This window comes from Noviherbaspirillum sedimenti, assembly GCF_003590835.1.
Lineage (GTDB): Bacteria > Pseudomonadota > Gammaproteobacteria > Burkholderiales > Burkholderiaceae_D > Paucimonas > Paucimonas sedimenti.
This window is the reverse complement of the sequence record NZ_QYUQ01000002.1, coordinates 3,402,650-3,418,119: the sequence shown is the minus strand read 5'-3', so window position 1 is coordinate 3,418,119 and position 15,470 is coordinate 3,402,650. Positions and strand designations below refer to the sequence as shown.

Here is a 15,470-nt window from a genome sequence, read left to right as displayed (position 1 = left end):
TTACACGGCTTGCGATGATGCTGCGCCAGTGATCGTTGGTGATTGTTTTGCCGACAGTACCTTTGCGATACGAGAATTGGCTGGACGTTCGAGATACGTGCTGATGTAATTGCCTGCCTCGACCAGCAGAGGCAGATCCAGACCGGTTTCAATGCGCAGCTGCTGCATCAGATAGACGACATCTTCGGTGGCGACATTGCCGGTGGCGCCCGGCGAGTAAGGACAGCCACCCAGACCGGCTACGGAACTATCGAAAGCGGTGACACCGCTTTCCAGGCTGGCGTAGATGTTTGCGAGCGCCATGCCATAGGTATCGTGGAAATGTCCTGCAAGCGCAGTAACAGGCACCTGGCGGGCACAGGCGTCGATCATCCTGCGTGTCGCCAGCGGCCCGCCGGCGCCGGTGGTGTCTCCCAGACTGATTTCATAACATCCCATTGCATACAACGCGCCTGCGACTTCGGCAACTTTTTCGGCTGGCACATCGCCGGTAAAAGGGCAGTTCATCACGCAGGAGACATACCCCCGCACGTTGACGCCTGCTTTTTGCGCAGCCTCGATCACTGGCCCAAATCGCGCCAGACTTTCGGCAATCGAACAATTGATGTTTTTTTGTGAAAAGGCTTCCGATGCCGCGGCAAATACCGCGACTTCCCTGCAACCGGTTTCCAGGGCCTGCTCCAGGCCGCGCATATTCGGCACCAATACTGAATACGCCACGCCGGGCTTGACTGGCAAGCCGCGCACCACCTCGGCGGTATCGGCCATCTGCGGCACCCATTTGGGCGACACAAACGACCCGACCTCGATTGACTGAATGCCGGCATTGGTCAGGCGATTAATCAATGCAATTTTCACCGCGGTGGCGACCTGGACTTTTTCATTCTGCAAGCCATCCCGGACGCCAACCTCGACGATCTTGACCCGTTTCGGCAAACCCTCTGCTGCGTTCTCGATAGGCGTCATTGCCATGCCTGCACCTTTGCGAATGTCGTATGCATGAAGCGTGAATGCGCTTACTGAAATTCTTTCAGCAATTCGATCGCATAGTCGGTTCGCACATCTTTTGCGGCGGCCATTTTTTGCGCGATCTTATCGATCAAATCGCCTTTGGCGCCGGCGGCAATCGCGATATTGCGGGCATGCAGCGCCATGTGGCCGCGCTGGATACCTTCTGTCGCCAATGCGCGCAGTGCGCCCATGTTTTGCGCCAGGCCGACCGCCACGGCGATCTCCGCCAGTTCCTGCGCCGATTTCAATTGCATGATCTGGAGCGACAGCCGGGCCAGCGGATGCGTCTTGGTGGCGCCACCGACCAGGCCAACCGGCATCGGCATCTCGATCGTGCCCACCAGGTCGCCCTCTTTGGAAATTTCCCAGGTGCTCAGTGAGGTATAGCGCCCGTCACGGCAGGCGTAGGCATGGGCGCCGGCTTCGACCGCACGCCAGTCATTGCCCGTTGCGACGATGATGGGATCGATGCCATTCATGATGCCCTTGTTATGCGTGGCGGCACGATAGGGGTCGACGGCAGCAAACGTGTAGGCATCGACGATGCCGTTGATGACATCTTCGCCGCTGTATTTGTCGGTTTTGAGAATCGCGGCAGGAATCTGCACCCGGGCGCGTGCCAGCCGCAGGTCTGCCAGATTCGACAGAATGCGCAGGCGCACCTTGCCGCCGGTGATTTCCTCGACACGCGGCGCCACCGTTTCGGCCATCGTATTGACGGTGTTGGCGCCCATCGCATCACGCACATCGACGATCAGGTGCATCACCACCATCGGACCACGCGGCGTGTCAGGAAAAATATGCACTTCGATGTCGCGGCAACCGCCGCCCAGGCCGATCAGCACTTTGTCGCGCTGGTTGGCCATTTCAATGATTTCCTGCCTGTGGTTCAGCAGCGCATGGCGCGCACCATAGGGGTCCGTAATTCCCATGATTTGCACCTGGGCGCGCATGATCGGTCCACTGCTGGATGTCTGGAAGCCGCCGGCGTCGCGAATCAGCTTTGACATGAACGAAGCCGCCGCGACTACGGACGGCTCTTCGACAACCATCGGCACCAGGACGTCGCGTCCATTGATCTGAACGTATCCCGCCACCGAATACGGCAACTCGAACTTGCCAATGACATTTTCGACCATGCCATTGGCTGTTTCCAAGGGCAAAGCATTCGGCTCGGCAATCAGCGCGCGCTCCTCTTGGGTCAAGCCGACCTTATTGACAATCTCATCGAGACGGGCCGAAGGATCCAGAGCGCGGAAGTTGGGCAGGCGGGAATCAATACTCATTGTGGTCTCCAGTAGTTACTTGCTGATCGCAACCAGCTTGCGATGCGAATGAAGCAGTGTAGGGAGACGCGGCGACGATTGATATGTGATTAAATTACATATATTGAATTAAATTATGTTGTTGACGATATTTCTTGTGAGCGACTGGACGAACAATTTTTTTGCACCGCACCATTTTTTCGTTTGTATTCAACAATTTAGCGGTTGTGTCATTTGCGCTGGCAATAGAAAAGTAATTTTCCCTCTTCTGCGCCGGATGCTTTTTGGATGAAAAAACCCATTCATCCCAGTTAAGATGTACAAAACATCCACCTGACTTTTGCCACACTGAATTTGCGAAAACAGCCTTTTCTCAAACGAGAATTCAAGATGACCGAGACCCGTTTCACCGAATCCGCTTCTGCTGTCAGCACGACGCTTGAGCATGAAATTATTTCTTCGCTGTTCAAGACGGATGCGAAAGAAGATCTGATCTGGATTCTCGCCCGTATCGAAGCACTTGCCGAATATCCTGCCAAGGCGGCCCTGATCGATTACGCGCAAAAGGCCATCGCGCTCAAGGACCGTTTGGAATTGCTGCAGACACGTGAGCGTGGATTGATGGCACTCATCGAAACCGCGCAAAATCTGACTGCCATTCGCGATCTCGACCAGGTATTGCAAGCCATTGTGAACCGGGCGCGCAACCTGATTGGATGCGATATCGGCTATTTATCCATTTATGACCGTGAACGAGGCGATTTTTATGTGCGGGCGACAGACGGCGCCTTTTCCGAGAAATTCAAGCAGATTCGCGTGCCGCGCGACGTCGGCATTTGTGGCTTTGTTGCCCGCAACCGTTCCGCGTATTGTTCTTCGGATTACGAAGCTGACAGCCGTTTTGCGCATACCAACCTGATCGACTCGGCCGTCACCGATGAAGACATCAAGTCCATTTTGGGTGTCCCGCTGCTATCCGGCTCCCAGGTGATCGGCGTCTTGTTTGTCGGTGACCGTTACATCCGCGCCTACAATGCGTGGGAAATGTCGATTCTTTCGACCCTGGCAGCGCATGCATCGGTTGCCATTGAAAATGCCCGCCTGTTTGAACAATCGCAGGACGCATTACGCCAGGCGAGTGAAGCCAATAAGCGGCTTGAGCAGCAAACGGCAGACACGCAGATCGCCGCCGAGGCACACGAGCGATTGACCACGCTGGTTGCCCGGGGCGGGGGCGTCAAGGAACTGTGCGACATGGTATCCAACATGCTGGATGGCGAAGTCGTCTGCCTGGATGAAGGCGAGCAGCCAACCTATACGGCGTTGGCAACTGCCCACAACGAGCTTGGTCATCACGACCGCATTGCCTGGAACGACAGTTATTCAGCGCAAGATAAAATTCATGCCGCTTTAGTGGAAAGCCGCACGCTCGGCAAGTCGGTCACCGCATATGCCACCGAAGCTGGCATATGCCGCGTATCGGCAGTGGTCGGCGGGCGCGGCATGTTGGGCGGCTTGGTGATTTACACCAGGCAGGAACTCAATGACGTCGCTGTCCGGATCTTCGAGCGCAGCTCTGTGGTGACCGGTGTTGTACTGCTGTCCCTGGAGCGCAACGAGGCGGCCGCCAGAAGCGAGATTCCGATCGTGTTGCGCAGCCTGTTGAGCCAGCCGCAGCACGATCCGGACAAACTCGCACGCCAGCTGGACCGCTATGGCATCAATCCCGTCACGTCCATGTACCTGATGCTGATAAAGCCCACCGGCAGCGACCTGGGTTACTTCATCAATCGGCTGCGCAAACTATCACTTTTGACGAATACGCTGATCGATGAAATCGACGGTGTGCTGGTGATGATTGGTTCTGCAGGAAACAGCCGGCAAACGAAAGAAACCGTAACAAAATTTTTTGCTGAGCATACCAGGGAAAAAATCTATGGCGTCATCTCCGAGCCGGTTGAGGGCCTGTCGGATCTGCCAGGCCGTAATGACGGGCTGTGCAGATGTCTGGATCTGCTGCCCTTGCTGGACACCGAGGGTGTCATCTTTGATGAAAGTGCGCTATCGCTTTATTCCATCCTTTTTAAGGATAAAAGCCGAAGTGATGTGACCGCTTTTCTTTCCTCGGCGCTTGGCAGGCTATTTACTGAGGGCGACGCAAGGAAAGTTGAACTGGCCAAGACCCTGATTTGCTACCTGGACCATGGACATAATGCAAAAGCGGCCGCAACGCTCCTGGGCATTCACATTAATACCTTCCGCCAGCGGCTGGAGATGATTAACGCACTATTGGCTGACTGGGCTCAGCCTGGGCGAGCGTTGGAGGTCCATATTGCCTTACGCCTTTGGCAACTGCAAGACTGGAGGCGCAGCGATTAGGCGATGGGGGCACCAAGCAGTCTCTGGGTACATCTGCTTCTCGCCAATTGCAGGGATAAGTGGTGCCATGGGTTTTCTGGATAACCCTGGGGCATTACTATTTGGCAACCAATTTTGGTAAAACGATCGGCGGTAATATGATTTCCGGACAACGAGGCGGTATCAAGGCAACCGGTATTGGGCGCATCCTGCTATGGCGTGGAGGCAGTATCTGGATTGGCAGCGCTCAGGAAGCCACGGATTTCCATTCCCACCATGCGATCCAGATTACGCTGGCGCTTTCCCAAGGCAAGGTGCGATTTCGTCAGCCAGACGAAGACTGGAAGGCATTTACGGCAGTGATCGTTCCCGCACACCAGCTGCACGCATTCGAGGCGCGCGGCGAGCTGGTCGCCTTGATTTTTGTCGAGCCCGAATCACGCGAGGGAAGAACGATCCAGGAGCGCCACGGTGCAGGCCTGTCGTCCCTGCCCGATGGGTTACTCGATTGCGAAATCGCCGCCCTTGTTGCCGCCCACCGTGAAAAAGCGCCCGACACGGAGCTCATCGCTTGCGCACGCACGGTGATTGCGGCCTTGTCATCAAGTAGCGACTTGCCGGCAAGCCTCCTGGACAAGCGCATTGAACGCGCCATCGAAGTACTGCGCGACCGCGTTGGATCAACGGTCACTCTCAGCAATATCGCAAATGCGGTACATCTTTCGCCAGAACGGTTTCGCCATCTCTTTCTTCAGGAAACCGGCATCCGTTTCCGGCCGTATGTTCTTTGGTTACGACTGGAACTCGCCATTGCATCCTATGCAGCGGGCAATAGCCTGACCGAAGCTGCGTATGCCGGCGGCTTTGCCGATTCCGCGCATTTTTCACGTACCTTCCGACGCATGTTCGGTGTCGCGGCGGCAAGCATCCAGCGAGAATAGCCGTTTCGTTCAAGCCGGACTCACTGTGCACTCCTAGACTGGCATTTCAATGTCAACTGATAGGAGATTCACATGAACACACCTGCCAATTCCACTTGCAAATGCAACGCCTGCGTTGGCGCCGGATGTCACTGCGGCTGCCAGAAACCTGCCGAGCAAAAGACCTGCGCCTGCGGACCGCAATGCCGTTGCGGGGACCAATGCGCCTGCGCAAAAAGCTAGTCTGCAACGCGCGTGATCGGTTCAATCCTTGCGATCCGGACCGATCACACCAAACGTCCTTTATTTCATTTGCAGGAGCAATGATGCAGCTTCAAAAAATTTACTCGGCCCTTGCATTCCTGGCAGTGGCAGGCACGTCCGGCTGCATGTCGACGCCGGCCGACCTGAACCTGTCGCTGAATCGTCCGACGGCGCAAAACAAATATGTCGTCAAAGTGCATGCATTGGCGGACCCGATTGCCATCAACAAGATGCATGCATGGGAAATCCAGCTGAAATCACCATCGGGCGAGCCTGTGCCGAACGCCCGGATTACCGTCGATGGCGGCATGCCGCAACATCTCCATGGCTTCCCGACACAACCCAAAGTCACCAGGGAACTGGGGGATGGACGTTATCTGCTCGAAGGCATGAAATTCAGCATGCCGGGCTGGTGGGAAATCAAGCTGACGATCGATTCAACGATCGGCACAGACAAGGTCACATTCAATACGCTCATTTCCCAGCCAGCGACATTGGCGAGGGGTGGCGCGTCAGCTGAAAAAAGTTTTTAAGCCTTGCTGAGCATGCCTAAACTTGCAGGGACTTTACTATCGTTTGGCGGTGCGGCGCTGATGCTGATTGCCGGGGCGACGCTGGCCGGCATGCCGGACCGCATCGACGGCTGGACCCGGGATGAGATTTCCGTCTTATCTTCGTTAAGTCTGAAGCAGTTGCCGCCGGCCCGGAAAGATTCTTCGAACGCCTACGAGAATTTGCCGGCGGCCGCCCATCTCGGGCAGCGCATCTTTTCCGATCGCCGTTTCAGCAGCAATGGCGCCGTGTCATGCGCAAGCTGCCACCAGCCTGCCAAACAATTTCAGGATGGCGAGCCGCTTGGATTGGGCGTCGGAACCGGCTCCCGCAGGACAATGCCGGTGGTTGCGGCCGATCACAGCCCTTTCCTGTTCTGGAATGGACGTAAGGACAGCCTCTGGTCACAGGCGCTTGGACCGCTGGAAGATCCAGCGGAACACGGCGGCAACCGGCTGGCCTATGCGCGTGTGATGCAGGCACATTACCGCAAGGATTACGAGGCCATTTTCGGTGCGATGCCGAACCTCGGCCACTTGCCGAAAGATGCCAGCCCAATCGGCCCGCCATTGCAGAAATCTGCGTGGAACGCCATGCCGGAATCGGCACGCCATGACATTTCACGGGTATTTGCCAACATGGGAAAGGCATTTGCGGCGTATCAGAAGACCTTGCAGTATGGTGAATCGCGCCTGGACCGCTATGTTGAAGGCGTTGCCGGCGGGGACAAGTCTTCACTTCAGATACTCAGCCCGCAGGAAAAGAACGGTCTGCGCATCTTTATCGGCAAGGGAAGTTGCATCACCTGCCATAATGGACCATTGCTGACGGATCAACACTTTCATAACACGGGCATTCCCCCGCGCCGCATTACAACGCCGGACCTGGGCCGTTTTGCAGCGATCGAGAAGGTGCTTAAAGACGAATTCAATTGTCTTGGGCGCTATAGCGATGCCAGGCCTGAGCTCTGCGAGGAGCTGAACTTCATCGCCGCCGCCGACCATACGACGCAGGCAGCGTTTAAGACTCCAGGCTTGCGTAATGTTGCCCTAAGGCCGCCGTATATGCATGCGGGACAGCTCGCCTCGCTCGAAGAGGTCGTTCGTCATTACGCTCATGCGCCCGAAGCTGCCGCAGGCCACAGCGAGCTCAAGCCGATCAAGCTGTCGGTACAGGAAGTGCAGGACGTCATTGCGTTTCTGGGAACCCTTTCAGGGCCGGTCGTGCATCGTCAAATGCCGTACGTAGCTGCGCAGTCACGTCCGGACAAATAGCGTCACCAGCGGAGTGTCGCCGACTTGCCGGCTCCAGTGGCCATGCACGGCGGGATCGAATGTTGCGCCTGCGGGCAAGGTATCGTCCGAGTAAAAATGCTCGCCGGGGCCGAAGATGCGCGAGCTGCCATCCTGCAGACCAATTTCCATCTGGCCACTGAGGACGAACAGCCATTGCGGCGAGGTGGTGCAATGGAACTGACTGCGGAAACCTACCGCGCTCTGGCGCAACTGGTAGCCGGCGGAGGGGTACAGGGCGGAGAGCATGGTTTGCGGCGTGCCTTCGGGCAGCGGCAGGTCTTCTTCGCGGAATCTGGCGCGACCGTCGGTATCGGTATAGAGGATGGTTTTTTTGAAGGTGGTCATGGAAGCTTTCTAAGCGATGGCAGAACAAAGATATCTTCGATTATCACTTATTTTTTCGGAAGATAAGAATATCTAGGGACCACCATCTTATTGATCTAGCAAAGATTTGTTGTGACCAATTTAAGCACATTTTCCCTTTAAGGACGGGGAAAAATAGGTAAGACATTTAATTGCCGGCGCAATAGCAAAGGACAAGATTCTCAAGAATGCGGCGTGTGCAAAAAAGGTTTATATGACGGTTTGCATTCGACCATTTTTGGGCAATCGAATCAGCAATTTAAATACTGAGATGCATCCATTCAACACAAGATGTAGCGGAGATTTACCGCTGTAGTTAGGGTGTGCCATTCAGACGCAGTTATGTAGAGGGTCTTCTCAAGCTGAGCAACAAGGCCGGGCAAGTACTAGCTTAGTTCTTACCTCGCGAAGTAAAGTGTGTCACGAAACTTCTATGTCTGAGCATTAAAATCCCATTCGCTGCAAAGCGTCCCTCTCACGTTCCAATCCATCGTCTGACTTATCAAAACGATTTGATAGAGGGGAGGAAGCTGGGCTTGTCCATGACAAAAGCGACGCTGTATCGTGCCCGAGTGATCGCAACATACAGCTTGGCCAGAGATATCTCCTTGTCTGTGACGTGTTTAATATCGCCGGTTTGAAGCCACTTCAAGGCTGCCCCATGGGGATAGATCAGCACGCGATCGAAAGTCAAACCTTTGCACTCGCCGAAGTTACGTGCTCCGGCTTCAAAAGGGAAACACTTTGTGGACTTTGAAAAACGCAGGACTTGAGGGGTGTACCGATTAAAGTATTCGAGGACACGATTCGACGGAACTGTGAACAATCCGTCATGGTCCGTGATGTCAAAGTTCAGTGACTCCGTACGGGGAATGTTCGGAAACAAAGAATCAGCCAAGTCCGCGATGGTCTGGTTACATCGATGGGTCTGGGTTTCAAATCGAACGTCTAGCAATTTAGCCTTTTGCCACTTGTGGAACTTGTCGATGATCTTGATGCCGCGAAAGCCCATGTGCAGGGCCGCATGATTGGTCGCGTAGGTGGATTGGCGATGATCGCCTACCAGCGTGATCTTGATTTTGGACCTCAATAGCAGCTTAAGCACTTCGAGGTCATACGCGGCAAGGTCTTGGACCTCGTCGACATAGATGTGGTCGAAGCGATCTTCCAGCCTAGCGATGACTGCACCGTTCGCCGCCTTGTTGCATTCGACGACAAAGTGGGCCACTTTGTCCGAATAGATGCGGTTTCCCTCGTAGAAAAAGAACTGGGCAGTCTTGGCCTTTGGAACGTAAGGTACGGATCGTTTTTCGATCCATAACATGCCTGCTATACGCTTGTGGTGCATAGCGTTTCGATAAGGTCGAACCATCTCTCTCAGCAAGAACGTGAACCAAGAAGAGACCTCAACGTGCGCCGGAATAGATCCTGCCTTGGCATATAGCTTGTTGGTGAGCTCTTCGGCATTGACCTTAGTATAAGTCAGGATGGCTGCTCGCTCCTTGGAGTTTGCCAATACTTGGTTGACGATGCGAGTGGTCTTCCCCCCGCCAGCTGCTGCGACAATAACCAAACTATCTGATGGCGCTTTTGACATATACAGGAGCCTTCCAAGCGGTCTTGGTTTCAAAAAATCGAAGCGCACATTCGGTCTTGTTTTTCTCCATGAACTTCAGCAGATCCTTATCATTCTCATAGTTGGTGCCCAGCACCTCATTCATGGTCTTGAGGTCATTGTTCTTGAGTAACTGAGGCTCCAAAGTCTTGTAAGCGACGTCGTCGTCAAAGTGGATTTGGATGTTGGGCTTTGCAGCAGCATCGAGGTAGTCCACATACTTGCTTTTAAGTGCATCAACGTCTCCGTCGTTATCCGTAACCACGTCGACTTGTGTTCCCAACATAGAAGCGATTTCCAGAAATCTCTTGAATGCCAGCGAGTTGACAGTGATGACGTCCACGCCGGCCTCCAAGGGCATCGAGCCGTGCTTGAGGAAAAAGGCCTTTTGGACGATAAGTTCGTCCGATGGGCCTTCGACCAAGATCGCCCGCTTGGCCAAGATCAAGCGCAAAGTCTCATGGCCTGGCAGCTTTAGGAAGTAGTCATGAGTGTCCGGCGAAAGTGCCTTTAGGGTGATACTTTTGTTGTTGGCAAAGAGCAGGACCGATTCAACCCCCAGTTTGTTGAGCACAAAGCTACTGTGGGTCGTGATGATTAACTGTTTGTTCGCTCTCTTCTCCGATATGCTCTTGATCAGGACGTTGAGCGTCGAGAATGAGAGATGATTCTCTGGCTCTTCGATCAAAAACAGGTGGGAGTTTTCCGTCGCCTCCATAGCCAGTTTGATCTTGATGGAATTCTGCTCGCCCTTGCCAACGAGCGGCATAGGAATGTCGTCCAAGTGAGGGATAACACCAGCTTCCCAACTGGACCGCGAGCTTGTGTCCAGTGACACAGACACAATCTTGTTGGAGATGCCCCCCTTTTTGGCGGACAATTTGTCATTGATAGCCTTGACCTTTTCTTCGTCGAGGAAACGGTCCTTCATTAGACGGTAGGACAATGCCAGATCTACTTGCTCTTTGGATTCGAGCATTGTCTTAATCATGTCCACGACATAGCGATTCGCCGAGAAGTCATTCCGAATGGTGCTGGCGTCGATGAAGCTCGAACGCAACGGGATCGAACGCCGAGTGATCTCTTCGTCGGCGAAGCTAAACCAGTGAGCTCGGTAGTATTCGACGGGGATTGTGCGAATAAGCTCAGGCTTGGCAATGTATTCGGCGTATTCCGTATTGAATAGCTCGCTGTATTCGATCAGCACCCGAACACCCGGAACATCTTCCCCTTGACTGTTATTGGTACCCTTGAGCCTTGCCAATGCTGGGTCTTTTGCGAAGTAGACCTCAATGAGGATCGCAGGAGGCTTGCATGGAACTCCATCCCGGAGTGCTTGCAGGTATTGTGCAACAGCATTTGCGTTGAACAGATGAGGGTGGATCTCTGTATGTATGAGGCGTCCGTTTACTTGGAATGTCAATGCAAGGTTGACAGCCTCAAGGAATGTGGACTTACCAGACTCGTTGTCACCTACAACGATATTAAGTTTTGGGTTGAGCTCCACCTGAAATTCTTCAAGGCGACGATAATTTTGGATTACTACACGGGCGATATGCATGGATGATTCTCGGCTAGACCTTTAAGTAAGTTTTTGTGTGCGCCAACCTCAGTTTCCCGGGAGGCTGGTCGGTTTGAGTCAGGATCTGAATGTTGACCAGCTTATTGGCCAAATCTTAGTTTATTAATTTGTGGAAGGAGTCCATATAAGAAAATGTTAGGTATCTATCTTCAACGGTAGTAGGTAGTGCGTGATGACCATGAAAACACCAAGCATGTCGGTTATGAAGATTACTTCGCCAATAAGCAGGAGCGTAGGGACGATATAGAGGATGGAATAAAGCAGTCCCGCTTTAACATACATGTAGATCCCGGTCATTAAATTCAAATGACTTTCTTCTTCCTTTAAACCCTCATGAACTCAAATTGTGTCCAACGCCCCCATCGCCTTCCCCATCTTCTCCGCAATCACCGACTCCTCCCCATGCGTCATGACCAATTCATGCGTCGCCCGCGTCATCGCAACATAGAGCAGCCGCGCCTCTTCTTCTGCTGACTCTGCGTTCGGACCTGTCGCACCAACACCCGGAATACAAACCACTGGGAATTCCAACCCCTTACTGCTATGCATCGTCACGATCTTGACGCTGTCATGATTGGGGTCGAATGACTTCTTCTTGTCCTGCTGCCATTCGAACGGCACACCTTTGCGGCTCAGGAGTTGCGCCACCTCCTTGCCGATGCCGTAATGGCGATAGATCACCGCCATCTGATTCCACGGCATCCCCATCTTGTTGGCGCTGGCCAGCCGGTCGGCGAGATACTCGATTTCGCTACTCAGTTTCGGAAACTTGATCAGCAAGGGCTTGGGCCCATGCCGGCCCGTGCTCATGGGCTGCACGATCGGCGCCTGGTCTTCTTCAGTGTCTTTCGCCGACAGCAGATCGTCGGCAAAGGCCCGTGCCACCGCCAGGATTTCCGCCGTGTTGCGGTAATTCAGTTTAAGGATGGTGGTGCGACCCTGCGCCTGCACGCCGACGCTGGAAAACGAGAAGCGCCGCTTCTCCGGGCCGTTGTAAATCGATTGCGCATCGTCATACAGCACCAGCAGCGAATTGGTGTCCGGATGGATCATTTGCACGACCAGCTTGAACCATTCCGCCTTGAAGTCATGCCCCTCGTCGATCAGCACCGCATCATATTGCGCAGACGGGATGAGCTTTTGATCGACGGAGCGGATCACCTTGTCGACACAGGCCTCGAAAAACGCATCGATGCCACTATCGTTCGGCGGCGTGCCGACGTTATAGGCTTTCAATTGCCGCACGCACCAGGCGTGGAAATTGACCACGTTGACCTTGTCCTGCAAGCCCTTGGCTGCCAGCGTGCTGGCCAGTTTCGCCGCCAGCGTCTTGTTATAGCAAAGCACCAGGATGGGGCGCTGGCACATCTTGGCGAGATGCTCGGCGCGATAGCCGAGGATCAGCGTCTTGCCCGATCCTGCCACGCCATGGATGACGCGGTGCCCTTCACCGAGGCTGCGCGCGAGTTGCTCCTGCTGGATATCCATGACGCGCAACACGTCGGGGATTTCAATTTCCTTCTGGCCGCTGTCGGCGAACATGTCGGCCTGCGCGGGAATGCGAATTTCCGGAAACATGTGCCAGCGGATGCGGTCGATCTGCGGCAGCGAGAGCTTACGCGTGAACTTGTACGGGAACATGTCCCACAGGCGCTTCTGAAATGCTTCGGCATCCACGCTGGGTGTCATCTCGTCCTTGCAAATGACGAGGTGCGACGGCAGCACATTTTCCATGTTGTGTTCGTCGAACTGCTTGCGGTCGATGTTGGCCAGCACCACGCCATGGCCGTAGGGGAAAGCCGGCTTGCCTTTCAATGAACCGCTGGGCCAGACCAGTTGTGGATCGCGTTCGAGCTTGCTGGTGATGACGTACATGTATTGCCGCGCCTGTTCCAGCGGATTCAATTCATGCTTGAGGCCATGGTCGGTGCTGAGCACGACGCTTTGCTTGTCGATGCTCTGGATGGTGGTGAGCTTCCAGTCCTTCACTTCCAGTACCAGCAGGCCGCGACTGGGGTGGAAGACGACAAAATCGGGATGGCGGGTCTTGTCGCCGATCGAGACGTCGTACCAGCACAGGTAATCATCCTCGAATTTTTCTTCGAAACGTTCGGCCAAACGCCTTTCCCCGCCAGTCATGCGGGACTTGCACGCGCCAATTGCAGGGATGAGGGTTGCCATGGATTCCTTTTGGTATCCATGGCATATTACTATTGAGCAATTACTTTTGGTAAATTAAATCGTGAAACCCTGCATTGCAGGCTGCATCCGTTTAGGCGTGTGCATGGCAAATACGTTGACACGTCCAATATTTCTTTTTGTCCAATGAAAATGGACAGCTTAATTTATTGGACAAATGATTGACATTCAACACACTTGCTTACTATGATTGTCCAATATAAATAAGCGTCCAATAATATTGGACATCAATTAAAAATGGACAAATTGCCTGCCGCTGACGATACCTTGCTGAACGCCGCCTTGGATGCGGTGCGCGGCTTGGGCGTGGCCGCGCAAATCGTGCAGCAGCAAACCCAGCCTGGAGGTGTGCATGCCGATGCCTTGGTGCGGATTCATCACGGCGCCGGGCAAGGCCTGTACGCCGCCGAAGTGAAACGCGCCTTGCGCCCGGCGACGCTGGGCGTGACAATCCTTCAGCTTGAGCGCCTGGGGCAACAGGCACTGCTGGTAACCGATTATGTGACGCCGGCGCTGGCCGATGAATTGAAGGACCGCCGCATCGCCTTCCTGGATGCAGCCGGCAATGCCTACATCGAACAGCCTGGCCTGCTGATCTGGATAAAGGGACAAAAACCGCCCGCCAGACCGACCGCGCCAGTTCTTGGCCGCGCGTTCCAGCCGACCGGCCTGCAAGTGCTGTTCGCCTTGTTGTGCGCCCCGCAGGCGATCAACCTGCCTTATCGCGAACTGGCCAAAATGGCTGGCGTCGCCCATGGCACCGTCGGTTGGGTGATCCCGGACCTGCAGCAGCTTGGCTATGTGCGCGACCTGAACGGCAAGCGCGGCACGCGCCGGCTGTTCGAGCTGCCGCGCCTGCTCGATCAATGGACCGACGCCTATGCCCGCGTTTTGCGGCCACGCACGCTGCTTGGCCGCTACTACGTGCCTACGCTGGAAGGCTGGAAAGACTGGCCGCTTGCGGAACATGGCGCATTGTGGGGCGGCGAGCCCGCCGCCGCCCTGCTGACCGATTACCTGCGCCCCGGCGAGCTCACCCTCTATGCAGACAAGATGCCGGGCCTTTTGGCGGCACGCTTGAAGTTCATGAAGGAGCCGGCGCCTGGCCATACGGCGGTGGTGGAAGTGCGCAAGCGCTTCTGGCATTTCGCCGGCGACCCGGCCCATCCCAACCTGGTGCCCCCCCTGCTGGCGTATGCCGACTTGCTGGCCACGGGTGACGCGCGCTGCATCGAAACCGCAAAGATGATTGAGGACGCGCATGTCACTCGACTTTTCACGCAAGCCTGAGCTGGCGCCACTGGCGGCGGTGGTGCGCGACCTGATGCTGCGCCACGCGCATGGCATCGCGCCCGGGCGCCAGACCGAGGATGTCGATTTTGCCGTGATGGTGCGCGATTGGGAAGCCTTTGCCGCGTTACGCGCAGCCTTGCTTGCGAGTGGCGATTTTGCCGAGCGCCCTGGGGCGGCAACGCACCGGCTGCGCCATCAAGCGACGGGGCTGCCGCTGGACATCGTGCCGTTTGGCGGGATCGAGCGCGCCGACCGCACCATCCTCTGGCCGCCCGATCAAAGCACGGTGTTCGATTGTTTCGGCGTCAGCGAGGCATTCGCAGCCAGCCAATCGGTGCGAATGCCCGATGGGGTGAGCTTGCGCGTTGCCTCGATCCCTGCGCTGGCCTTGCTCAAAGTAACGGCCTGGCAAGACCGCAAACACTCGACCCCGGGCCGTGATGCCGGCGACTTGCTGCTGTATCTGCGCCACTATATGGATTGCGGCAATCTTGACCGCGCCGCGCGCGATCATGGCGACCTGTTCGCCGCCGATGATTATGACCACGAGGCAGCCGGCGCGCGCTTACTTGGGCGCGATATCGCACTTTTGCTGGACAGGCAAGCAATCCAGCATGTGCTGGACATATTGTTGCCACAAGCCGATCCCCATGGCCAGTTGCTGCTTGCTCAGCAATCCGGCCTCGACCTTGAACACGCTCGCAGGCTGATCGAAGCAGTCTGCAACGGCCTCGCTGAAATATAAACAGGAGA

The 15,470-nt window shown here is 55.2% G+C and carries 13 protein-coding genes; 6 read left to right on the top strand and 7 right to left on the bottom strand.

Annotated features, from left to right (window positions below; translation table 11 throughout):
• The 3 genes from D3878_RS15950 to D3878_RS23860 all read right to left on the bottom strand — a co-directional run bounded on the left by D3878_RS15950 (position 1) and on the right by D3878_RS23860 (position 2,840).
• On the bottom strand, positions 1 to 972 hold the full coding sequence (locus D3878_RS15950; protein ID WP_119786387.1) for a hydroxymethylglutaryl-CoA lyase: 972 nt from the start codon (positions 970 to 972) through the stop codon (positions 1 to 3).
• Positions 973 to 1,016: 44 nt separating this feature from the next.
• Positions 1,017 to 2,297, bottom strand: a complete 1,281-nt coding sequence (locus D3878_RS15945) for a hydroxymethylglutaryl-CoA reductase, degradative (RefSeq protein ID WP_119786386.1) — start codon at positions 2,295 to 2,297, stop codon at positions 1,017 to 1,019.
• Positions 2,298 to 2,486: 189 nt separating this feature from the next.
• Positions 2,487 to 2,840 carry a hypothetical protein gene (locus D3878_RS23860; RefSeq protein ID WP_158592292.1) on the bottom strand — a complete coding sequence of 118 codons (354 nt, stop codon included), beginning with the start codon at positions 2,838 to 2,840 and terminating at the stop codon, positions 2,487 to 2,489.
• 24 nt (positions 2,841 to 2,864) lie between these two features.
• Between D3878_RS23860 and D3878_RS15940 the strand changes: the two genes are divergently transcribed.
• From D3878_RS15940 to D3878_RS15925, 4 genes are all read left to right on the top strand, one after another.
• Positions 2,865 to 4,655 carry a helix-turn-helix domain-containing protein gene (locus tag D3878_RS15940; RefSeq protein WP_158592291.1) on the top strand — a complete coding sequence of 597 codons (1,791 nt, stop codon included), beginning with the start codon at positions 2,865 to 2,867 and terminating at the stop codon, positions 4,653 to 4,655.
• Positions 4,656 to 4,792: 137 nt separating this feature from the next.
• Entirely contained in the window at positions 4,793 to 5,575 is a 783-nt protein-coding gene (locus D3878_RS15935; RefSeq protein ID WP_119786384.1) for a helix-turn-helix transcriptional regulator, read from the top strand.
• 101 nt (positions 5,576 to 5,676) lie between these two features.
• Complete coding sequence (locus D3878_RS15930; protein WP_233556357.1) at positions 5,677 to 6,351, top strand: FixH family protein; 675 nt, start codon at positions 5,677 to 5,679, stop codon at positions 6,349 to 6,351.
• A gap of 90 nt (positions 6,352 to 6,441) precedes the next feature.
• A complete protein-coding gene (locus tag D3878_RS15925) occupies positions 6,442 to 7,644 on the top strand; it encodes a cytochrome-c peroxidase (RefSeq protein WP_233556356.1) in 1,203 nt (400 codons plus the stop codon).
• Here the strand turns inward: D3878_RS15925 and D3878_RS15920 are convergent.
• The 4 genes from D3878_RS15920 to D3878_RS15905 form a co-directional block, all read right to left on the bottom strand.
• Positions 7,627 to 8,010 (bottom strand): cupin domain-containing protein, encoded by a 384-nt coding sequence (locus D3878_RS15920; protein WP_119786382.1) that lies wholly within the window; start codon positions 8,008 to 8,010, stop codon positions 7,627 to 7,629. The genes D3878_RS15925 and D3878_RS15920 overlap by 18 nt on opposite strands.
• A 520-nt stretch (positions 8,011 to 8,530) precedes the next feature.
• Complete coding sequence (locus tag D3878_RS15915; protein WP_119786381.1) at positions 8,531 to 9,625, bottom strand: UvrD-helicase domain-containing protein; 1,095 nt, start codon at positions 9,623 to 9,625, stop codon at positions 8,531 to 8,533.
• A complete protein-coding gene (locus D3878_RS15910) occupies positions 9,603 to 11,204 on the bottom strand; it encodes an ATP-dependent nuclease (RefSeq protein ID WP_119786380.1) in 1,602 nt (533 codons plus the stop codon). The genes D3878_RS15915 and D3878_RS15910 overlap by 23 nt, the downstream gene beginning before the upstream one ends.
• A gap of 360 nt (positions 11,205 to 11,564) precedes the next feature.
• Positions 11,565 to 13,406 carry a DEAD/DEAH box helicase gene (locus D3878_RS15905; protein ID WP_119786379.1) on the bottom strand — a complete coding sequence of 614 codons (1,842 nt, stop codon included), beginning with the start codon at positions 13,404 to 13,406 and terminating at the stop codon, positions 11,565 to 11,567.
• 255 nt (positions 13,407 to 13,661) lie between these two features.
• Here D3878_RS15905 and D3878_RS15900 point away from each other — a divergent pair, with 255 nt between their 5' ends.
• Complete coding sequence (locus D3878_RS15900; protein WP_119786378.1) at positions 13,662 to 14,714, top strand: type IV toxin-antitoxin system AbiEi family antitoxin; 1,053 nt, start codon at positions 13,662 to 13,664, stop codon at positions 14,712 to 14,714.
• A complete protein-coding gene (locus D3878_RS15895; protein WP_119786377.1) occupies positions 14,686 to 15,462 on the top strand; it encodes a nucleotidyl transferase AbiEii/AbiGii toxin family protein in 777 nt (258 codons plus the stop codon). The genes D3878_RS15900 and D3878_RS15895 overlap by 29 nt, the downstream gene beginning before the upstream one ends.
• Positions 15,463 to 15,470: the final 8 nt, after the last annotated feature.